At 59.5% G+C, this 20678-nt stretch carries 18 protein-coding genes and 1 pseudogene; 1 reads left to right on the top strand and 18 read right to left on the bottom strand.

Going from position 1 to position 20678, the window contains the following annotated elements; genetic code table 11:
- Window positions 1-34 precede the first annotated feature (34 nt).
- Genes virB11 through FJ425_RS17685 form a run of 11 tightly spaced genes read right to left on the bottom strand, consistent with a single transcriptional unit; the run spans window position 35 to window position 9458 of the window.
- A complete protein-coding gene (gene virB11, locus FJ425_RS17635; RefSeq protein WP_013533334.1) occupies window positions 35-1075 on the bottom strand; it encodes a P-type DNA transfer ATPase VirB11 in 1041 nt (346 codons plus the stop codon).
- Window positions 1059-2201 carry a type IV secretion system protein VirB10 gene (virB10, locus tag FJ425_RS17640; RefSeq protein WP_064993310.1) on the bottom strand — a complete coding sequence of 381 codons (1143 nt, stop codon included), beginning with the start codon at window positions 2199-2201 and terminating at the stop codon, window positions 1059-1061. The genes virB11 and virB10 overlap by 17 nt, the downstream gene beginning before the upstream one ends.
- Window positions 2198-3079 carry a TrbG/VirB9 family P-type conjugative transfer protein gene (locus FJ425_RS17645; RefSeq protein ID WP_064993311.1) on the bottom strand — a complete coding sequence of 294 codons (882 nt, stop codon included), beginning with the start codon at window positions 3077-3079 and terminating at the stop codon, window positions 2198-2200. Before FJ425_RS17645 ends, virB10 begins: the two co-directional genes overlap by 4 nt.
- Window positions 3076-3789, bottom strand: a complete 714-nt coding sequence (locus tag FJ425_RS17650; RefSeq protein ID WP_013533337.1) for a type IV secretion system protein VirB8 — start codon at window positions 3787-3789, stop codon at window positions 3076-3078. The genes FJ425_RS17645 and FJ425_RS17650 overlap by 4 nt, the downstream gene beginning before the upstream one ends.
- Window positions 3786-3944, bottom strand: a complete 159-nt coding sequence (locus FJ425_RS17655; protein ID WP_013533338.1) for a type IV secretion system lipoprotein VirB7 — start codon at window positions 3942-3944, stop codon at window positions 3786-3788. Before FJ425_RS17655 ends, FJ425_RS17650 begins: the two co-directional genes overlap by 4 nt.
- Window positions 3945-3966: 22 nt before the next feature.
- On the bottom strand, window positions 3967-4854 hold the full coding sequence (locus FJ425_RS17660) for a type IV secretion system protein (RefSeq protein WP_064993312.1): 888 nt from the start codon (window positions 4852-4854) through the stop codon (window positions 3967-3969).
- 58 nt (window positions 4855-4912) lie between these two features.
- On the bottom strand, window positions 4913-5596 hold the full coding sequence (locus tag FJ425_RS17665) for a type IV secretion system protein VirB5 (protein WP_064993313.1): 684 nt from the start codon (window positions 5594-5596) through the stop codon (window positions 4913-4915).
- Between the two features lie 13 nt (window positions 5597-5609).
- Complete coding sequence (locus FJ425_RS17670; RefSeq protein ID WP_064993314.1) at window positions 5610-7979, bottom strand: VirB4 family type IV secretion/conjugal transfer ATPase; 2370 nt, start codon at window positions 7977-7979, stop codon at window positions 5610-5612.
- Complete coding sequence (locus FJ425_RS17675) at window positions 7979-8305, bottom strand: type IV secretion system protein VirB3 (protein WP_013533342.1); 327 nt, start codon at window positions 8303-8305, stop codon at window positions 7979-7981. The genes FJ425_RS17670 and FJ425_RS17675 overlap by 1 nt, the downstream gene beginning before the upstream one ends.
- Entirely contained in the window at window positions 8305-8670 is a 366-nt protein-coding gene (gene virB2 / locus FJ425_RS17680; RefSeq protein ID WP_013533343.1) for a pilin major subunit VirB2, read from the bottom strand. Before virB2 ends, FJ425_RS17675 begins: the two co-directional genes overlap by 1 nt.
- A gap of 14 nt (window positions 8671-8684) precedes the next feature.
- Window positions 8685-9458, bottom strand: a complete 774-nt coding sequence (locus tag FJ425_RS17685; protein ID WP_064993315.1) for a type IV secretion system lytic transglycosylase VirB1 — start codon at window positions 9456-9458, stop codon at window positions 8685-8687.
- A 1222-nt stretch (window positions 9459-10680) separates the two neighbouring features.
- Here FJ425_RS17685 and FJ425_RS17695 point away from each other — a divergent pair.
- Window positions 10681-11406, top strand: coding sequence for a response regulator (locus FJ425_RS17695; protein ID WP_013533346.1), 726 nt, complete (start codon window positions 10681-10683; stop codon window positions 11404-11406).
- Window positions 11407-11508: 102 nt separating this feature from the next.
- On the opposite strand, the pseudogene FJ425_RS32045 reads toward FJ425_RS17695, so the two are convergent.
- The 7 genes and pseudogenes from FJ425_RS32045 to FJ425_RS17725 form a co-directional block, all read right to left on the bottom strand.
- Window positions 11509-11778: pseudogene (locus tag FJ425_RS32045) on the bottom strand (transposase); the annotation flags it as partial.
- 30 nt (window positions 11779-11808) lie between these two features.
- The gene (locus tag FJ425_RS32050) at window positions 11809-12591 is read right to left on the bottom strand and encodes a transposase (RefSeq protein WP_224655956.1); all 783 of its coding nucleotides are present in this window, start codon (window positions 12589-12591) and stop codon (window positions 11809-11811) included.
- Complete coding sequence (locus FJ425_RS32055; protein ID WP_224655957.1) at window positions 12482-13195, bottom strand: IS66 family transposase zinc-finger binding domain-containing protein; 714 nt, start codon at window positions 13193-13195, stop codon at window positions 12482-12484. The genes FJ425_RS32050 and FJ425_RS32055 overlap by 110 nt, the downstream gene beginning before the upstream one ends.
- 258 nt (window positions 13196-13453) lie before the next feature.
- Window positions 13454-16630 (bottom strand): Ulp1 family isopeptidase, encoded by a 3177-nt coding sequence (locus FJ425_RS17710; protein WP_224655958.1) that lies wholly within the window; start codon window positions 16628-16630, stop codon window positions 13454-13456.
- A 105-nt stretch (window positions 16631-16735) separates the two neighbouring features.
- The gene (gene virD4, locus FJ425_RS17715) at window positions 16736-18481 is read right to left on the bottom strand and encodes a type IV secretion system ATPase VirD4 (RefSeq protein ID WP_064993317.1); all 1746 of its coding nucleotides are present in this window, start codon (window positions 18479-18481) and stop codon (window positions 16736-16738) included.
- Window positions 18482-18714: 233 nt separating this feature from the next.
- A complete protein-coding gene (locus FJ425_RS17720; RefSeq protein ID WP_064993318.1) occupies window positions 18715-19581 on the bottom strand; it encodes a hypothetical protein in 867 nt (288 codons plus the stop codon).
- Between the two features lie 73 nt (window positions 19582-19654).
- Window positions 19655-19972, bottom strand: a complete 318-nt coding sequence (locus FJ425_RS17725; RefSeq protein ID WP_064993319.1) for a hypothetical protein — start codon at window positions 19970-19972, stop codon at window positions 19655-19657.
- Window positions 19973-20678: the final 706 nt, after the last annotated feature.

The following is a 20678-nucleotide window of genomic DNA, read 5'->3' on the forward strand; positions in this document are numbered from 1 at the left end:
ACCGGCTTACCGATCCCGAGACGTTGTTCCAGCCTTAGTGCTTGTTGAGAAGGTCGGCTACTGTCTCTCCCCGCCGCCGGGCATCGGCGGCGAGCCATACCTCTCCTACCTCATACACGTCGCCTTGGGTACGGAACGGTATGATGACGTCAATGGCAGCCGACAGCATGTCAAGAAGCGTGCGGTCTTCGACAGCGGCTCCTTGCGCGCTGCTCTTGACGAGTGAAAAGAGCTTTTTGAAACCTTGTACCGGATCAGCCCCATGAATCGTTGATATCGATCCCGCATGGCCGGAGACGACTTCACTAAGGTAGGCCCAAGCGGCGTCATCGCGCATCTCGCCAAGCAATATTCGATCAGGCCGCATGCGCAAACTGGCTTGCAACAGTTGCTCGGCCGTCACCGCACCTGCGCCTGCTCGGTCCTTTGGATAGAGTAAGCGGACATGGTTCTCGTGCGGGATTGCAAGTTCGAGCGTGTCCTCGATGCTGATCAACCTCTCATGCGGGGGTATAGCGTTGATCAAAGTCTTGCTCATTGTCGTTTTGCCGCTTCCAGTCGGTCCGCAAAGCAGCATTGTGAGCCGCCCGCAGACGCAGGCTCGCAAAAATTGCTCCAAGTCACCATGGTCGTAGTGCTGAAGAATCGTTTCGTCCTGCCGCTCTTGGCGCTCTTTTCGTGACCGCCATTGATTCCAACGCGAATATTCGTAGCGAGAAGAAACTTCCTTGAGTTCGGTCACACGACTTGAGGGACGCCGTATCGTCAGGCTTATTGTTCCTGAGGGTACTGCGGGGGGCAAACAGATCTGCAGCCGCTCTCCGTTCGGCAACTCAGTCGCACAGAGGGGGCTTTGCGGTCCGACATCTTGCTTGCGCAGCGCTCCGGCGAGGATCGCGATGTCCTCCAGATCGTCATAAGACAGCGGCAGTGGATGTTTCGTGAAAACGCCGGCCTGTCGGACAAAGGCTTCCCCAGGCCGGTTGATAGCGACCTCTTCGGTTCTTGGCTCCTCAAGCCATTTCAGAACGGGATCGAGAAGCAAACGCAATTGAGGATCAGCCTCCGATTGCATTGTTGTTTCTCCGGCGTTCGCGATGTTGGGGGGATGGCGCTGCGGCAGTCGCTCTAAGATCGTATACATCCGAGAAGTCGAGGTCCCGAGCCACAAAGATGGATACGGCGTCTCCTTGGTTTTTCTTCAGGGTTGGGGGAAGGTTGATCGTCGCTCTCAATGTCGTCTCGACGGCTTGTCCACCATTGCTCTGGAAGCTGTTGGTGCCGCTTCCTCCGCCAGAGCTGGCCGCATATTGACCAGCCGCCTGAAACGCGCCTTGGATGACGCTCATGAGAATCGCTCCGCCAAAGCGTTCCCGGAAGTGATTGTCCACCGTGCCAGGCATTCCGGAGCGGCCGAGCTCGTCAGCGCCCGGCGATGCTATCGAAACGAGGGCATGGTCAGGTGTTTCGATGCGCGTCCACAGCACGAATACACGCGCATCCCCCTGCTGGAGACCGCGCTGGATCTCGCCAATCACGGTTGTCCCGCGATCCAAGAGCACGACGTTGTTGGTGGCGCCTCGGACGGCTTTAGGTAAGACGCACTTCACATAGCCGGGTAAATTTGTGTCGACCGCAGTTTGCAAAATGCAGGGAATGATCGTTCCTTGAGTAATCACGAGATCAGGGTGCGGCAAAAGTGTGGCCCGGCTCGGCTCCTGTATATCTGGCTTCAATCGGCCTGACAGATCGCCACCGTTTGAAATCTCATCCGCTGTCCCCGGAGCATCATTTTGCTTGTCTTCGCTCCGCTGATCGGCATTGGGCATTTGACCGCTGCCGCTGTAGGCGAAAATTGGTGATTCCTCCGGCGGCGGATCATCTGCCGCTGGTGGGGGCGGCGTGGATGGCGCAGGCTCTGCCGCCTTGGCCGCCTCTGCGGGTGCTGGAGGTTCTGGAGCAACCTCGATTGGCACGGGACGGAATGGCTCGACGTTGGCGACAATTGGCGGCTTTGGCTGAGATGGTTCGTCTTGTGTGCTGGAACGACCTCCGAGCCAGATGAGCGATAGAGACGAGATGAGAACAAGAGCAGCGACGGCCAACTTCTGCGATCCCGAAACATGCCGGCGGGCCGGCTCCGAGACCATCGATCCGGATGCATGGACATCATGTCCCGCCTGTGGGCCGGTTTCATTCATCGTCCCGAGCCTTTCAAAACGCGCCACACGTCGGGTGTCACTGTACCGGTCGCTGGCGCTCGTCCCACAGGGTCATAAGCTCTGTTGAAAATGGACAAGACCGTGTTGCCATCTCTCAGACGCCATTCCCGGGCGACGGCGGATACTTCAACATAGTCGCCTTTGACCGTGTAATTGGCAGCGGCTTCCTTGCCGTCGGGATTGATAACGTAGAGGGAGGGTATGCGGGAATTGCTTGCGAATCCAAATACGGTCGTAAAGCCATTATCGAAGACTTCCAGCGGCGCCAGCGACCGATCGCCCTTTGCGACGTAGTGAAAATTGCTTTCGTCCGGACTGGCAGCTGCGGCGGGCCGATTCAACAAATCCCGAACTCTCTCGTCTTGCAGCACTCTCGCCCGGGCCTGGCCAAGAATCGAGCGCCTTTCCGCTTCCTTTCTCTGAGCAGCAGCCTCATCAGCAGGATAGGTGAACTGCACACTGTAGTATAGGTCTGGTTGCTCCTCATCGAGTTTGGGCATCGCTTTCGTTGAAATACTGAAGACGTATCTGCGTGTACCGGACTCGCTCTCGGCCAGCACGACGACCGGCTGCGGCGACAGCATCCGGCTAGCCTTGAAAAAGAGATAATTGGCGCGCGGGAGCGCAGCCAGGTCTTTGCTATTGGAAACAGCCACGGCTGCGACGGTCTCGTTTGCCGCGAATGTGACAACCAGCGTTGCCCCAACTGCGGTCGATAGGCGCACCACTTCGTCGGGGCGGTAAGCCAGGTAGCGCATCCGCGCATCATGCTTGCCGGCAAGTGGCGTGTCTTCGGCGCACGCTTCCATCGTTAGGAAGAGTGAACAGGCCAGCGCCAGAAATGCTCTTTTTGTCATGGCTGCACGAAGCCCAGGTTCGATACGGTGTCTTGCGAGGCTTGGTAGGATGTGACGAGTAGACCTCCCGGATTGGTGAGCCTCGATTGCCCAGGCAGACCCGTCAAGCGCTCGTAGCGGATGGTAGCAGTCCAGGAGGTCACTATCGGCGTCTGCCCATCGATAACAAGCGTACGTTTGTATCGGATCTGCTGAACGTCGGGACTGATGTCATTTGATGAAATATGCCCGACCTCGAGCTTGCCGCGCTTCCCAACCGTGACCTGCGGCGAGGTGGGGTTGGGATAGTTGAAGAAATCTTGATATTGCTGTTGCACAGAAGGTGCGCTGAAACTGGAGACGAGGTCATAGGCGTATTGGGCTGTATCTGCCGTGTAGCCCTCGCGCAGGCGTACATATTCCCACAGCGAAGCGTTTATGACGGCTCGGTCTTGGGTTGCCGGCAGTCGAGAGATTGACACTTCGCTGTCAACGGTACCGTCCGGCCGCACCCAGAGGAACACAGGTACGAGCTTGGCCAACGGGACCATGGCAGCGATGGTAAATGCCTGGGCGACATTTCCCAGGACCGCCGCTGCGGCAAAGGCTATAAGCGCCTTTGACAAGCGCCGCGCAGACTTCGCTCGTGAAGTTTGAAACGCTTCCACCTTCTTGTAGTGAGCGGCTAGCGTTTCTCTCTCCACCAGAAGGGCATGTTCAGGAAATTTCACTTGGGCTCTTCCGCGCACTCGACCTGAAGATCCTCAGGAGTGGTTTCCCATTGTCCCGCGTTCAGTTGGAATGGCGTACCCGTGCAGGTCGCAAGCCGATCGGTTGTCTTGCAGGCCGCCAAAGCGAGGATTAGCAACAGTAGATAGCGTTTCATGTTTTTGGCACCGGTTGATTGATTAACCACCCGCCGTTTTGGCAAAGTAGCGGTTGAGGTTGCTAAGAGGTCGGTTCTCGCCTGCCAAAGAGCCGCCGGCGATGCTGCTGGCGATCGTCGGAAGCGCGATGATCAGAGCGTCGCCAGCGAGGAAGAGCATGTCGAGCTCGTAAAGCCCGATGATCTTGGCTGCTGTCGTGCCCGACATTTTGATTATGATAAGCATTGCTGTCAGCGAGACTGCTTCGGCCGCAATAACTATCGTCGCAACGATGTTGAGAAGGAGAAGCAGCAGCCCGTACGAGAGCAGTTGGCCGATCCATCTGGTGGCCATGTCTCGCGTGCGATCAAAAAGGTAGCCGACAAGGACCAGGGGTCCGATCGCCAAGAGCAGCTTCGTCAGAATTCCAACGGCATCGTAGATCTCGAACGCCGTCCACAGCGAGCCGTAGAAAATCCATTGCGCTCCCTGGAAGGCAAGTATGTCCTGGCCATTCATTGTCCCAATTTCGGAAGCAATCATCTGAAAAGCATACTGACTTGCAGCAAACATAAAGTCTAGCTTCCGAGGAATATCGACGAATGGCAAGTCGCTGCTACTTATATGGTGAGCAAACCTTGGAATCGTGTCGTCGAAGAACGTTTCAATGTACTGCTGGTAGTTGGACTGGTCCAAGATCAGGGCAACGACAATCGACACCATGATTACGCGCGAGATACTCCCGCGCGCATCGACTTGACCGCGCATGACCAGACAGCCTTGTATTATTATCCAAAGCGTTACACACGCGACCAGAGGTGCGCTGACCGCCTCTTGGATCTTTTCAAGCACGTTGTGCAGCCCTGAGGTAAAGGCCAGATCAAAGATCGTGTGTATGGCCGTGAATGGCGCGGCAATCTTGAAATTCATGGCCTGAGCCTGATTTGTCCCTGATCAGCCCAGTTGAGCCGGACGAACTTTGCGTGGTTCACGGCAGTGTGCCAAACATCTTGGCGGTGTCCTGGCGCTCGCGACGCTGCGTGGCGGCCTCCTCCACGGCGTGAAGGCTGCCTTGTGCAGTGGTCATCGTCAGCAGACTCGTGGCCTCGACATTTTGGATGACCGCATCGTGAATCTGCTTGAGGACCAGACCGTTGGTCACGGTGGCCTGCACAATATTTCGCGAGCGCGAAAGCTGACCAGGCGTGTTGTCGTTAGCCTTAAGGCGCTTGTCCATTACGTCCAGAGTGTCGGCTGCAAGAGCTGCCGCATTGGCGGCACCAGTGATTTGCTCCTCTAACAGTTTCGCTTCTGAATCGGTGCCGGTGACTCTCCGGGTTGGGTCTTGCACAATGGTACGCGCCATGGTCGAAACCGGCGCCCGAGCATCAAACATCTGCCCGTCCAGCTTATTGCTCGATGGGTAGTGGTTTCCCTGGTTCAGTGCGCCCAGCAGTCCCGTGACAGCAAATGACGACTTCAGTATCTCTACCATTTCGATCGTGGTAGCGAGCGTCTGAGCCGATTTTATAAGCATCGCCGCAGTGGAACCCGCTGTTAGTCCCGCTTGTACTGTCAATGCCGGGTCGCTGACGATAAATTGCGACCTGGCCTGTGTGCTAAGCAGAAAGGAAACAGCAAGCGTCGTCACTGCAAGCTTGGCAAATCTCATGAATATTCCTCCTTCAGTCTTGAACTTCGTGGTAACGAGCCATGAACTCGTCGAGCCACCCGCTTGGGGCATCTCCGTGCTGGTCACGAAGCTGGTCGGCAAAGCGCACGGTGTTGGCCCGCCCCGAGAGTACGGCTACGTACTCGCGCATCTGGCCAAGGTCGAATTCGCAAACAACACTCCCGCTGTCGCGCTTGAGCAAAAACTTGCGGCTGCCAATTGCCATTCCGTGGCGGATCGCCTCGAACTCCTGCGTGGTGCACTTCAAACCATCGACATACGCAGCCCGGTCCGCCGTCGGTGACGGGTAGAAAATCTTCGTCATGCATTGCGCAACGAGACTGGCTCCCAGCGGCGATTCCAGCACGTGTTCGGGCTGCTGCGTTGCAAGTATCAACATCCCGTTGTTCTTGCGGACGGTGAGCAAGAACTTGTCGATAACAGCCGAGAACTGCGGGTTGAGCAGATAGAAGCGAAATTCGTCGCAGCTCATGACGAACCGACGGCCATCGACAACGGCGCCCACGCGGTGCAGAAGATATGCGGCGGCCGGCGCACAGACCTCCTCATATTCCAGGAGCTGCGTCATGTCGAAGCCGGTGATGGAGGCATCAAGCCTTACTTCGTCGACATCGCCGTCAAAGGCCCATCCAAGCGCATTCCCTCTACACCACCGCTGCAGCCGTGCTCCTGCGCCCTCGGAGGGGCCGTGCAGCAGGAATTCGCGCAGGCCCGCAATTGAGCGCATCACGGGTTCGAACGAAAGTTGACGAACAATGCCACGTTCTAGTCGACGGCTTTCCTCCGGCGAGATCGGACCGCGGCCGTCACTCTCGATAAGGGCCATCAACCATTCGCGCAGAAAGTCCAACGAGGCGGAGGTGTTGTCCAGTCCACGCAGAGGGGCCAAGCCGCTCGGAGCGCCTCTGCGCAAGGCTAGATATGTCCCCCCCGTGGCCCGCACCAGCAGTTCACCACCCCGGTCCTTATCGAAAAAGACGATGGCACCATCGCGATCGACCACGCTTTGCTCAAGCATCGCGAGGATAAAGGTCATCAGCGTCGTCTTGCCTTTGCCGACTGGCCCGAATATCGCCGTCATGCCCACGTCATTCTCATGGGGGATGTAGTCGAAAGAAGTTCCACCGTTCGTGCGGAAGCGCGCAACAGCTTTGCCCCAGTGGCCGGATGCGGAACCGTTTGGGAAGTTCTCAAATGACACAAGCCCGGCAAAATTGTGCGAGGTGATGGCCCCGGGGCGTGTGCGCCACCTGTTGTTCCCCGGAAGTTGGGACCAGTACGCGGCCTCCATACCGATACCCTCTTGGACGATGACGGCGCCCGCATCGGCCAGCCTTCCGCGGGCATTTGCTGCGCGATCTGCAAGGCTGTTGAGGCTCTCGGCATAGACGCACAGGCTCAGATGATGCGAACCCATGACGAACTCGTTGCTTGCCAGTGCGTCCTCTGCTTCGGCAAGTTCATTGATCTGGGTGAGAGCCTTGTCGCCGGCGCTCGTCATCTGGCTGGACTTAAGGCTAAGCTTCGCATGAGCTTGGGGCCGAGTGAGGAAGGAAAAGCTCTGGCTGAGCACAAGCGGGAAGTTGGCCGACAGCAAGGGATTTAGCATGCCGGGCCGCGTCGTCGCCGGATATTCACGGAACGAAAACAATGACCCCACCGAGCTGCCCCCGGGCCGTCGAATCTCAAGCGCCCGCTTCCCGCAGATGACCTGGTCAGTGTAGATCGAGGCGCCGAGTGAGCCGCTAACCATCGGAACCGGAAGAAACCGGCACGTCATTATCAACCGAAGCGCCTCACCGATTTCCGTGAAGAGCACGTCGCCTTTCTCACGAACACCCAACCGGCGCAGACCGTAACCGCCCAGTGAGCCAGCAATGATCTGCCAGAGGTCTTCCAGGCTTCGCATTTGTGTGGCCAGATCGTTGTCATTGCGTCTGGACGATTTTGCGCTACGCCAGCCGATCTTGCCGATTGCGGTGCGGGGGAACACGACGACAGTGAGGAAATGGTCGTTGCGAAAGAGCTTGCCCGACAGGACACGGCTCTCATACGCCTCGCTCAGACTGCCAGCGAATGCACTTTGAAACTGGCGCGATGCCGGCTCCGGCACATCGTTGTTTCGCACAAGATGGGCGTACAGCGTGACATTGTCGTCGGCGATGTTGCGCAAGAGAGTGTTGAACGCGCGGCAGCGCGAGTTGCGCATCTCAGCGTCTTCCAAATCAAATGGCAGCCCGTTCAGATGTGCCATGGCCATAATCGATCCGTCTTCCAGAAGGACAACCTGGTCGCTCAGATGACCGACATACGGAAGATAGATCTCGCCAGATCTCTCGGTCCTGCCACTGGCGCCAAACATCACACCATTCCTCTTCCGCGCTTCGGCACTCTGATCGGATTCGCGCTGACGCTCGCCCCGCCCCAGACCGACCCATCCACGCTTCTGCCGGCGGTCTGCAAATAGAGAAACGCCACGCTTGCGGCGTTATAGTCACGCTCAACAATCAGCCGTGCTCCGAACCAGAGTGGCACGAGCACGACTTCATAGAGCGGGTTCTTAAGGATGATGATGACGAGTCCCGCCAACATCATGAGCGCTCCGGCCAGCGTCAGCGGCACCCCCAAAAACAGTGCGGGGCGTGTCGCCGCCACATAGAGGGTGCTCACTTCCAGCCGGTCGCTCATCAGCCGGCGCCTATCAGCGCCTTGCCCAGGAAGCTGGCGCCAAACATGATGACGATTCCTCCAACGACACCCGCAACCAGGCCAAGTGAAGCACGACCGAACATCCAGGAGATCCCGATGGCCACGAGTCCGAGCACGGCCAGTGATTGTCCGAAGGGACCAAGTATGAAGGTGCAGATATTCTGGACCATCTTGGCGGGATCCGTCCCTCCGGTCACCTGTGCCGCGGCCGGCCCGCTGGAGAAGACCGTCCACGCCACGCCCGCAGCAGCGGCCGGCGCGTATTCAGCCGCCATTCGCAGCATGGAAAAAGGCGAAGGAACACGCGTTTTAAGCGCACGAAGTATTTTGAGTGGCTTGATCATTGTATCTCCATGTTTCAATCGAATACGAGTTTGTTCGGGTTCGAGGGTTCCCGCTCATCGGCAGCCCGGCTGTCTGTCGGACCGGAGGGATCGGCCCCGGAGCGGTTTGTCTGATAGGAGCCCCAGATGGCCCAGGAATTTTGGCGGGGCTGCTTTTGGTTGGCCTTTTGGTTCAGCTGGAGCAGAGGCGGCACTGCTTTCCGACCCGGTGCCTCAAGGTGTGGCGCATCTTGGGCGGTCGGCTCCTGCGTTGTCTCTGACATGTCCTTTGCGGCCAACTCGACCTTGCGTACATAACCGTTGGCAAAGCCACGCGTGACGTCACCCGTGTTATAGGCCGAGATGGCACGGCGAAGCGCCAGTTGCTGCGCTGGGGCAGTCGTGCCGCCGGCATACCGGCTTTCAAGCAAGTGGGCGGCGGCCGAAAGCGAGGCGCAGGGCTCGAATGCCTTTTCCGGCGTGAGATTGAGCGTGGGAAAGTTGTTGCTGTTTATTTGCATCAATCCAACATCGACGGAATGTTGTGCTTCGAGTCGGTCCTTGATGCCCCGCGTGGCTTGCAGGTGGTCTATCCAGCGAAGCTGCTCACCTGTGGTGTTGTCATGAGCCACCAGCGTTTCAAAGCCACTTTCAATCTTGGCAATCGCGGCAAGGGTGGACGGCGCGACCCAGGGAGCGCATTTGCGCGACAGGCGGTGGAACTCACGGGGCGAAAGTGGCGCGGGCTCGGCTGGGAGTGACATGGATGTCAACAGAACGATGGCCAGCGGCCAAACTGCAATAAACATTCCTATCACCTACCTTTCCAAGCCGCCCGACGGGTTCTGGCCCTGTCCGGAACACGCTTATCGGGGCGGTTTGTTACTGTGTGATGTTCAAGTTCAGCTTTTCGGCTTCAACTGAAACAAAGACCTTGATCGTGGCAGTGTGGGTGAGCATCTTGCGCAAGCACGGGTTGGCGGATCCGATTAGCCAGCAGCGACATGCAAAGGATCTTGGTACGACGAGTCCTGTGCGGGATTGCCCGTCCCGGTCGCCTGTTGCTTTTGGACTGTAATCCGCGGCTTCGGCGGCAGGATGGTGATGGAATCTTCTGCCAAGGTCGAATCAAGGAGAAAATGGAGGCTAGTCCAGGCTGCGGATGCCGTGGGTCGGTCCAGCGAGAGGACCGAAGAAGGCGCCGGTGCCCACGTTGCGGTATGCTGCCAGCTCTTTAAGAGACAGCCATGCGCGGCCCCGCACGGGCAGGTCCATCGCGCGAGCTCGTCTGCGCTGGCTGGATGGGGCTGTCCGCGGGGCGCGGAAACGCAGCAGCGCAGCCCATCTTGGTGCGAGCCTGATTCAGCTGTTCGGCGAGCCGCACCCCATTTGGCGGCGTCCGAGGCCGCTGCCGAGAATAGTGACCAGCTCAAAGGGAGGTGTCGCGTTCAACTGATAAATGCTAGCTCGGAACCGTAACCGCAACCGACCTGCCGGTCGCGCGGACCAGGGTTTGGAACGCCGGGCCCCTCCCCCCGGAAGAACTCGCTTGGAAGGAGACATACCATGGCCCAAGGCTACAGCAGCGACACGGCCGCTCTTGCGCCACCGCCTCTGCGATCAATCAAACGCCGCGCTCCGCCACCGCTTCGGAGCCCGGACGCACGAGCGGCAGGATTTCGAGTTGATGCAGCTCCGCCGTCGCCAGAACCGCGGCGACTCAAGGACACGTCAGGAAACTGGGCGTCCGTGCCGTCGAAGTCGAGTGCTGTTGCCGGGCCTGCAGGTGAGCTCGAGCTTGAGCTGAAGGATCCCACGGCAGGGTCATGCCGGCGACTGGACCTGGTCTCCTGGTCACGGACTGACTTGATGCGGTCATTTGGCTGTGGATGAAAGACCATGACGAGCAACGGCCTCACATTGGCCGCACGCAACGGCGCGTGGCAGCGGGGGCAGCTGTGGTGGGTCGATCCAGAAGGTTGCCGGGCAACAGCTTTGGAATCAAGGGGATTCAAGATTGAAGGTGAGCCGTTGAAACATGTTCTTGTCATTGACGATGATGCCGCAATGCGACGCCTCATCGCCGAGTATCTCATGATGCATGCCTTGAAGGTGACTGCAGTCAACGATAGCAAGCAGTTCAACCACGTCCTATCTCATGAGCCGGTCGACCTTGTGGTCGTTGACCTCAACCTGGGCCGTGAGGATGGGCTTGCGATCGTCCGCAAGCTGGCGACAAAATCGGATTTGCCTATCATAGTGATCAGCGGCGACCGGCTCGATGAGGCCGAAAAAGTCGTTGCACTGGAGCTCGGCGCAACCGATTTCATTCCCAAGCCTTTCGGCCTGCGCGAGTTCCTGGCCCGCATTCGCGTAGCGCTACGCCAGCGCATTTCCAGTCCGCGAACGAAAGATCATCGCTCATTCCGGTTTGGAGCTTGGAAGCTCAGCGTCAAACAGCGGCGGCTGATCTGTGCAGAGCGTGGCGAGGTCAAGCTTACCGCATGTGAGTTCAATCTCCTGATCGCGTTCCTGGAGAACCCCCGCAGCGTACTATCCAGAGAACGGCTTTTGCTCGCGAGCCGTGTGCGTGGTGAAGAGGTCTACGATCGAAGTATCGATGTCCTGATCTTGCGCTTGCGCCGGAAGCTCGAGGCTGATGCGGCCAATCCTCGCCTGGTCAAGACGAGTCGTGGTGCGGGGTACTTCTTCAACGCTGACGTGGACGTTAGCTACGGAGGCACCTTGGCCGCGTGACAGGGGCGATTCTGGCGATTGCTGACAAGGAGGCTGATCAAGCCAAAGCGGTGTTCTCAGGCCACGGCCTTTAGCTCGGCGCCGGGGTACAGGCCAAAGGCGTAGGTCGTCGATCTGGCTGTTGGGATGGCTGTTGACGATGCTGGTGAGGACGGCGGCGAGATAGCCGAGTGGCTGGACACCATTGAGCTTGCGGGTCTCAGCGATGCAATCACCGCCCCTTATTTCGGCACCGCAGTTCGAGCCAGCGAAGCGCGCGTTCTTGTCGTTTGAGCCCGATCGCACGGATTGAGCGCTCGACGGTGTTGCTGTCGATCGCGATGCGACCCTCCCAACGAAGCGCGAGAGACCCAATTTGAGAAGTGTGTATCGCCTGTCGAGCGTAAGCGCCTCGCCGATCGCCTATGGATTTGGGCTTGACGTTTTCCGGAATCGCCAGGGCATGAGTTCCTCGATCTGGCTCTGCGGATGGCCGTTGATGATGGCGTCGAGAGTTTCGGCGAGGTAGGCAACGGGATTGACGTCGTTGAGCCTGCAGGTGGCCACGACGGATGAGAGCTGTGCCCAGTTTTCGGCCGCAACTTCATGGCCAGCAAACAGAGCATTTTTTCTGGTCGCGCATACTGGACGGATGGCGTTTTCGACTGGGTTGGTGTCGGGCTGGAGCCGGCCGTCGTCGAGGAAGCGGGTGAGCCCCTCCCAGTGAGCGAGCCCATAGCGGGTGTCTTCCGCCAACCTGGAGCCGGAGGAGATCATCGACAGTTGCTTTTCGAACCATGTTTCAGGGCGGCGATGATCGGCGCGGAATAATCCTGTCGAGCGGCAAGCCGGACTTGAGGCGATGCCGCGCACTGGTGGCTCGATGGCGTAGAGCGCCGCGATCTGGCGTATCGCCGCTTCGGCGATCGGGGACTTGGTGTTACGCGCCAGCTTCACAAACCGTCGGCGCAGGCGGCTCCAGCAATGGACGAGCAGCCACGGTCGTTGCGGCCGTTCCAGGCATCTCAGCCGGTCATAGCCCTCATAGGCGTCAATGAACAGGCGATCCGCGTCAGACAGATGCCTGGGCTTCGGCTTAAGATGGAAGCAGGCCCGGCCTGCCCAATTGCCCAGTGTGGCGCGATCCAGTTGGATGCCCCTGGCGGGCGTAGATTTCGGCCTGCCGGTAGAACGGCAAATGACCACCGAACTTGGCGACGATGACCTGGGCGATTAGCGCCTCGGTCGGCAGGCCGCCGGACACGATATGCTCGGGCGCATGCGCCTGCACGACCGCGCTCGAGCAGCGCCGGCAAGCGTATTTCGGGCGGCGCCTGACCAGCACGCGCAACTGCGCCGGGATCGCGTCGAGCCGCTCGCTGACATCCTCGCCGATCCTTAGCCATCTCGCCGCAGCCGCAGGGGCACAGCGTGCTCTGGGCTCGATGATCCGTTCCACTCGCGGCAGATGAGCCGGCAAGTGACCACGGTTGCGCGGGCGTGAACCGGACGCGCCGTCCGAACGACCCTGGATGACCCGCTGCGCCCTTTCCTGCGCGGCGTCGAGCACGCCCTGCGCGATCTCCACGTCTTCGAGCGGCAGGTGGTATTGATCGGGATGCAGCTTCTCGGACCTGGCGCCGAACTTCTCGTGATTGAGCTGACCGACGATGGTCTCCAGGCGACGCCGCGCCTCTTCGGATTTAGCCAAGGCAGCCTGGCGCTCGGCCAGGGTCGCTTGCGCCGATTTCGGTGGCCTCATCGTCCGCTGAGGCGCCGACGATTCATCCACCATCAGCGGCGCGAACATCGGCGCCATGCTTTCTGGCAGTGCCAGTTGTCCCTGACGAAGGCGACGCCGCCAATCGGTGGGTCGCGCCATGCTTGCGGGCGACCGCCGCCACCTGCACCTCCGGCATCAGGCTCTCGGCGGCAATCCGGGCTCTGTCGGCCTCCGAGCGCACCCGCCGTCCCGTCCGACCGTCCAGAACCTCGAGCCGGCCTGCGCAGCCAGCTGTTGGGACGTGGTCGCCAAAAGAGCTGTTCTGCTTCATCGCGGCCATCGAGCTCAACGCCCCGCGTCGGAGCGCTCTCTGCTTCTGTAGGAAGTCATGAGGTCCGCTCGGGCTTGATCGGGGTCTTGCCTGATGGACGACGTGTTTGCTGCACGCGCTTGCCGCTCCGTGCTGAGGATTTGCGGATTTTCAGTCCTCTGCCTCTTCGCCGGTGTCAACAGCGCTGTGTAGTGTTCATTGTTTATGATGACTCCCCCGCTGTTCACGCGGTTGCTCCTTTCAAGTGCACTCGTCAGCTCGGCCTGGACGTGGCGAGTCCTGCTCACGTGCCGTTCAAACGAGGCTGGCGCGACTTGTCGGGCTTGCTGCGCTTGCAACACCGCGTGTCGCACCTGCGACCCGGCTGCTCCAAACACTTCCGCGGGGCTTGCAACCTCGTGGGGCAAGCGCCCCTGCCACAGTCGGTTTTGCAGCGCCTGCCGATCGGGGACGAGGGCCTCGAGGTGCAGCGGCCGCTGCGGGTCTGGCAAGTCCTGGTTCGCCAATCTCTCAACCAGGGAGCGCGTGCCGTCCACCACGAACACGCCGCAATCAACACCGTTGTTCTGCAGGGCCATGGCGGGTGTCACCACGGTGGTCACGTCCAGTCTGGCTGCGAGCTCTCGTGCAGGCGCGTCATTGTATGGCAGTCCATCGCGACGACGGATGGAGTCGTAGTGATAGGCAACCGCTTTATCCCGGTCGCTGCGATCTACGAGCAGCAGCGACCAATGCTCGTTGCGTCCATCATTCCCCGCCGCAGCCATGGGATCGCCACTGTTCACAGGCAGGAACACGAAGTCGGCTGCGACGTCGTTTTGATGATAGATGGACAGCACTATGGGGTCCGGGTCCCGGTCGTGACGGCGCAGTTGCTGGGAGACCAAGGAATCCACAAGCCGCGTTCGGGCGGCGAGTGCTGGGTGGTGCATCTGCAGGCTCTGCGCCAGCAACTGGTAATCCCTGCTGATATGGGCGTCACCCAGCAGGTCGGGGCCGAGCACCGCCCCTTCGGGGAGGTTGAACGAGCCTGACGGAAGGGCTGCGATGTGTGCCTCGGAGGAGGTGGTCAGATCGACCAACGGAACACCGCGATAGGTGTCCGACTGCGTCGCTGGCAAGGCGGGTTCTGGAGCCCTTGCCGGTACTGCTGCCGCTGCAGCTTCCCTCATCGCACCGCGATGGACGAGCCAAACGGCGTTGCCGCCCTCCGGCGTCAGGGCGGTGTAGCCGTGACCTTTGATATCGAAGTTCCATTCCGGCTTGTCGGCATCCGGCAAGAGGCCATGGTGATTCAGCAAAGGGAGCATCGCCTCTGGGAGGCGTTGAGTCCCATGGGAGAAGCCGTCGGGGACTGCGGACGAAAGGTCTATAAAGTCCTCGATCGCCGCGGGGGGCGCCTCAGACCTTGCGGAGGGCGCGGCCCGCTGCGTCCTTCTGATGGGCTCGGCCCCTGTGCCTGGAACGGGTATCCCAGCCAAGGGCAATTCACCGAACTGCTGCATGGGGGGCTGCATTGGCACGCGGCCGCCTGAATTGCCGATTTGGCTCGGCTGCTGCTGAAAGGCGACGACTTGCGGCGTATTCAGGGCCGTCAGCCTCTCCGCTGGCCACAGCGCTGTGGAATGTTCATTGTTGGTGGCGACCCACCGGGGTGGCCGGTGGGCGCCCTGATCAAGCGCATCCGGCAAGGGCTGTATCTGCTGTTGGCTGGCAGCTAGGACTGGCGGAGCGGCGGCCTGAACTCCGGCCCATCCAGAGTTTGCGAAAGCGTCCGACATGCTTGTGTTGAGGTTATCCCGTCCAGCGGGCGTGCTTGGGTTGTTGAAAAAAGACGAGGCGGCTTGATCATTCTGCCCTTCCTGGAGCGCGCCGTGCAACCCCTGCTCGATTCGCACAAGCGCCTCTGTATTGGTTGGCACCACGTCGGCTCGATCATCGAACAGCGATAGGTTCGCCTTGGCAAGCGCGTATGAGTCCGCTTTGCGAATCCGCTCTAGCGCGTGGCTGAGATAGCGATCGTTTGGGTACAAGCTCTCGGCGATTTTCGCCCGCTCATTGTGATCCAGCCCAGTGATCGTCTGACCCTGTTTGTTAAGCGCCGCAGAAAATTTGCGAAGACTACGACTATAGATAACACGGGTGCTTGAAGCCAACCCGCTGTCACCGGCCGCTTTTTCCAGGAGGTGCGCGTCCGCCTTTGCGGGCACCGGCCGGTCAGCAACTGAATAGTCCGGCTCATGATACGCACGCAGGACGTTCAACGCCGTCTTCATATCAGGGTAGTCCGGAAAGAAAGTATCGAGGTGGTCGACCAGGGATTGGTGATTTGTTAGATCATTCGCTTGGCCGCGCTCGCCGAAATGATTCGCTAATCGGCGAAGCGAATAAGCGTGAGCTTGAAGCCTACTCTTGCTATAGCCTTGCTGAGAAGCCGCAGCCTGGGCGATCGCCTTATCAATAACGTTCCAGTGTTCGTCGGACACATGGCGATAGCTGGGGTCACGACGTACTCGAGGCGCGACAGGAGCCGGATTGGAGCGGCGCGGCGCGGCCACGTGCTGCTCAATGCCCACTTGCCGGGCCGGACCCGCATCAGGCAAGCGGCCATCGCGGTCCGAGGAAGAGAGCATCGCCTGTGGGACGCGTTGAGTTCCATGGGAGACGCCTTTGGGGAGGGCGAACGAGACGGTTATGGAGCTCCCGATCGCAGCGGAGGGCGCTTCAAATTTTGCGGAGGGCGCGGCCTGCACATGCATCCTTCTGATGTGTTCGGCCCTTGCGCCTTGAACGGGTAGCCCTGCCAATGGCAATTCAGCCAACCGCTGCATGAGGGGCTGCATCGGCACGCGGCCGCCCGAATGGCCGATTTGGCTCGGCTGCTGGTGAAGGGCGACGGCTTGCCGCGCATTCAGGGCCGCCAGCCTCTCCGCTGGCCACAGCGCTGTGAAATGTTCACCATTGACGATGACCAACTGTGGCCGGTGGTTGCCCTGGTCAAGCGCATCCGACAAGGGTCGGATCTGCTGTTGGCTGGCTGTTACGATTGGCTGAGCGGCTTGATCATCCTGCTCTTGGTGAAGCACGTCGCGGAGCCCCTGTTCCACTCGCAGAACGGCCCCTTCATTGTGCGCCTCGTCGGCTCGATCATCGAACATCGGCCGGAACGCCTCGGCCACTTGCTGCGCCACGCTCACTCGCCGGGCCTCGCCCGCTTGCCGCCCTTCCAAGCCGGCGTCCTGCGGCAAAGCTGTTGCACGGGATGGATTTTTTCGCGGGTCCACACTAGCCTCACATCAAACGGTATCGTTAAATTCCTGCGCCAATCCACGCGGCGGCTCATCGAGTCGAAAGTCTGTGGAGAGTTCCTCCTCTGCTTCCGTCAACGGTGCCGGCTCCGGGAGGGCGCCTGTCTGGCCTTCAAAGATGCGTTTCAGAATGCGGTCCGAAAAATATCGCACCTTCCTCAATTGCAATGGTGGCAGACCTTTGATGAGAACGATCTCGTAGTCGTCGTCGAGCAGCCGAACCTGTTCGGGACGCAACAGCGGTGCACCTTGATGCGAATTCTGAATGTTCCAGTCGAATCTTCGCGCCTGGCTGTAGGAAATCGATTTGGCTTCAAACGTGTATTCACCGATGGCTTTGGAAATGTAGTTCGGGGTCTCATCATCGGCCGTTGCCATGAACACTTGCAGGCCGGTATTGCTGAGAAAATTCTGCTTGCCAGCCTCTCCATAAGCCCCTGTCAGTGCCGAAAGGCTTTGGATGATGAGCATGAAACGCCCCTTGTAGCCCGCGATAGTCGTAATTGCGGTCTCGATCGCCTCCAGCTTACCCAAGTGCTTGAACTCATCGAGCAGGAAGAGAACCTCGTGCTTTTCCTCCGGGCGGGGCAGCGACCGCTGTAGAATTGAAACGATTTGCTGAAAAAACAAGCGTATCAGAGGCGCGATCACCTCAAGGTCGTTTGGACCAACACAAAGATAGATGCACGTTCGGCGACGGCGAAGATCATAGACCGAAAAGTCCGAGCGACTTGTGGCCGCCTTAACAGCGGGATCCGCCCAGAGATTGAGCCCGCCATCGCCGAGCACGGAAGTGTAGGAGGTCAGGATTTTTGTGTCGTTCCCGGCCATGTCGTCGAAGATGCGTTGAGCCTCTTTGTTTCGCGTCTCCATGGCGAGTTGCGCGAAGAGCTTAAACTTTTCCCCCGGCTGGGCGAAGAGATCATAGACGGCGCCGATTGTCGGCGTGCCCCGCTCGATGCAGGCAAGGATCCCCGCGACAAAGATATCTCGCGCGCCGCTGACGAAACCTTCCGCGCCTTCCCCCTTGGCCGTAATCAGGTTTGCGGCCAAGCGGCGGGCTTCGGTGAATTGGAGCTGTGGAGGCAGCGCAATAAGGTCCAACAGTGGATTGTAGCAGTTCGTGCGCCGCTCCGAATCCAGCGGCGCGAATTTGAACACGTCATCGCCTGCGGCTTTGCGCGCCCTCGAGGTGAGCTCGAAGAGCTCCCCCTTGACGTCCAGAGCTATCACTGAGCCTTTGAATGTAAGTAGCGTTGGAATGACTACGCCGACGCCCTTGCCAGCGCGGGTCGGTGCAACGATGAGGCTGTGAGGCTGCTCGCCATTGGTCAGGTAGTAACCAGGCCAGAAAGGGCCACTCGTCTTCCCAAATACCGGTCCTTTCACGCCACGGTATCGTCGCAGATATCCGGTGCGTCGCATTTCATCCACTCGAGCCCAACGAGCCGTCCCGTGGTGTTCGAGCTTGCGGCGCAATACGACCTGCTGAATCAGCAAGACGACCGCGGATGTCGAGAGCACGATAGCCGCGCCCCGATAGAAGACGGGGGTTGCGAAACCCAGATAGAAGGGCGTCTCAAACCAAAAGGCACGGACATCAAACGCCATCAAGGCCTCGCCGCCACCGCCGTGGAGGAAGGTTGCGTACAGACTTGCCGCACAGAACCCCACGGCGAGCGAGCAGGCGATGCTAACGGCTATGTTGGGGGTCGTCGTTTTGGTTGAAGGCATTGTTCCATTGCCTGCCGCAGCTCATGGTGCGGCTTCAGACACCGAACCGACGTCGTGATGTCGCCGCTCGACAGATCGATGCCGAGGCGGGTGGCGCAATGGTTGCATCGCACCACCCGGCAGACGTGGTTTTTTGAAAGTTACACAAGTTAGTGCGTCAACGGCCAGCGACTTGGAAACAGCCAGGCCGTGAACGCAATTCGGGAGAGAAAGCGTCTACTGTTGCCGAGATCTCAACGGCCCCCGCGATCCCTGTTCCTGGTGGACTCCTGCAGGTCCGCTCGGGCCTGACTGTAGCTGCGGTTTATGGCCTGCCCTACTAGACCACCCCGCTGCAGCTGTTCATAGGAGATTTGCGTGCCTGTCGCATGAACCGCAGCCTCAAGGCCTGCTATGTGGGCGTCCAGATCCGCATGCCGTTCCTCTGCATGCTGCGGCGGAGGCATTTGCCGCAAGAGGGGTTCCAGGCCGGGAACTGCGTGAGCTTGGGCCTGCTGATTTGGATCCATCTGGTGATACGCCTGGATAATTGCATTCTGTGCCACCATCCTGATGTTGCCGTTCGGATCAGACATCAATTCAACGGCTTGATCAAGAATGCGAGATTGGTTTTCGTTATTGAACTTGCCGAAGTTGGGCGCAACGTTAAGAGCTCCGAGAGCTTGCGAGGCCGGATCCATGTTGCCAATGCGATTGACAACAGCATCTTGCATGTGTGGCGTTAGGTAATTGGCTATATTGCTGACCGCTCTGACTTGCTCCAATGCAACGTTGTCCGGCCGGTACCCCAATTCGGATGTCAGCTTCCAAGTCAGCTCGACGGCTGATCGTCCGAGCTGATTGCCCCGCCTTTCAAATTTTGCGAGTTCAGTTTCTTGCCCGGGTTGAGTACCCCGAATGGCTGTTCGCGCTTCCTTCCCGAGGCCTTTGAAGCCTGCAAGGTTTCGCGCTGTATCGCGCGGGTTAGCGGTTACCAGCCGTTCTGCTACCTGCGTTAATGGCCCCTCTGTAAGGGACAGGATGGTAGAGGGTTCCCTGGCTTGTTCCCTGGCTTGGGATGAACTTGCAGCTGCGCGTGCCCGTTTGTTATCGCGATCCATTGCTCGGTCTCCAAAGTCGTTATTCTACGCATGAGGTTATCACCCAAGCCTGACCTGCTGAACCGATATGGTGTTACAGTTGTAGTCTGGCAGAAGGTTCCAGTCTCGTCCCAGCCAAGATGACGAGGCTGGCATCAAATGCCGTGAGTGACTTCTGCCAAAGCGCATGAATGGTACGCCCCGGCTCTGTCGCCTCCTCCTTCCGGTCGTTGCAAGAGCCCGGGGTGATATCCTCGCGGCAGCTTCTCCTTTGAGCGCAGGGTGGATGATCGAGCGTTGCTACAACGACCACCGCCCGCTCCGGCTGATCAGCCGCGGCCCGGCAATTTGCGCGGCCGCCAATAGCACCACCGCGCTTTGCCACCATCCGGCCTTCCTGCTGCAGGCTCATGGCAATCTCGCGACGGGGCCGGTGACAGGCGAGGTGCAAAGGACGGGCGGGAAAAATCGCGCTGGCGGGCAGCGCGGCATCGCACAATGCCGCCCCTTCTCGGCCCGGCCGCCTGTCGCCTATGAGTGCCCGGCGTTAGCCCCAGCCGCTGGCGAGTCAACCGTCAGCTGGGCGACAGCGACATGTTCAACGCCTTCGTGCCCGGGGTTTTCTCAACGGGAGGTCGCCTGGCGCAGTCACCCCGGAACGGACGGCCTATTCAGCGCCAGCTCCGCAGCAACATGACCAGCTGCAATGGCCACGCAGCCTTGCGCTCCAACCGCATTGATGCAGGCGCACCATCGACATTACTTGCTTTGGCTGCAACATCCCCTCTCCTTCCCCGCCCCACGACGATGCAGGACTCAGGAAAACTTCAGTTACGCAAAGACGGTCAGTTTCTTCAGCTGCACCTCGATCGGATGCAAGGGGATAAAGGAGGGTTCAAGTGGCGCCGAAGCGCAGACGCGATGGCATGACTCGCGCACGCAGCCGTCCTGGCCGACAGGCCTGTTCTTGGGCACAAGCTCGAATTGAGCGCCTTATCAAGGCTCAAGGAGTTTTCAGGTTACCGTCGCGATCGCGGCGCTATTACGCTCTGAGCACGCACACTTCCGCGCGATGCGAAGGCAAACGATACGCTAACTGTCACGCCTGACGGAGTGAA

It is taken from the genome of Mesorhizobium sp. B2-7-2, from assembly GCF_006440775.1.
Lineage (GTDB): Bacteria > Pseudomonadota > Alphaproteobacteria > Rhizobiales > Rhizobiaceae > Mesorhizobium.

Coding starts and splice junctions, on each gene's coding strand:
- virB11 (WP_013533334.1), bottom strand. CDS start 1,075: ATGCAATCGGAGGCTGATCCTCAATTGCGTTTGCTTCTCGATCCCGTT.
- virB10 (WP_064993310.1), bottom strand. CDS start 2,201: ATGAATGAAACCGGCCCACAGGCGGGACATGATGTCCATGCATCCGGA.
- FJ425_RS17645 (WP_064993311.1), bottom strand. CDS start 3,079: ATGACAAAAAGAGCATTTCTGGCGCTGGCCTGTTCACTCTTCCTAACG.
- FJ425_RS17655 (WP_013533338.1), bottom strand. CDS start 3,944: ATGAAACGCTATCTACTGTTGCTAATCCTCGCTTTGGCGGCCTGCAAG.
- FJ425_RS17660 (WP_064993312.1), bottom strand. CDS start 4,854: ATGAATTTCAAGATTGCCGCGCCATTCACGGCCATACACACGATCTTT.
- FJ425_RS17665 (WP_064993313.1), bottom strand. CDS start 5,596: ATGAGATTTGCCAAGCTTGCAGTGACGACGCTTGCTGTTTCCTTTCTG.
- FJ425_RS17670 (WP_064993314.1), bottom strand. CDS start 7,979: ATGTTTGGCGCCAGTGGCAGGACCGAGAGATCTGGCGAGATCTATCTT.
- FJ425_RS17675 (WP_013533342.1), bottom strand. CDS start 8,305: ATGAGCGACCGGCTGGAAGTGAGCACCCTCTATGTGGCGGCGACACGC.
- virB2 (WP_013533343.1), bottom strand. CDS start 8,670: ATGATCAAGCCACTCAAAATACTTCGTGCGCTTAAAACGCGTGTTCCT.
- FJ425_RS17685 (WP_064993315.1), bottom strand. CDS start 9,458: ATGTTTATTGCAGTTTGGCCGCTGGCCATCGTTCTGTTGACATCCATG.
- FJ425_RS32055 (WP_224655957.1), bottom strand. CDS start 13,195: ATGTTCGCGCCGCTGATGGTGGATGAATCGTCGGCGCCTCAGCGGACG.
- virD4 (WP_064993317.1), bottom strand. CDS start 18,481: ATGCCTTCAACCAAAACGACGACCCCCAACATAGCCGTTAGCATCGCC.
- FJ425_RS17720 (WP_064993318.1), bottom strand. CDS start 19,581: ATGGATCGCGATAACAAACGGGCACGCGCAGCTGCAAGTTCATCCCAA.
- FJ425_RS17725 (WP_064993319.1), bottom strand. CDS start 19,972: ATGAGCCTGCAGCAGGAAGGCCGGATGGTGGCAAAGCGCGGTGGTGCT.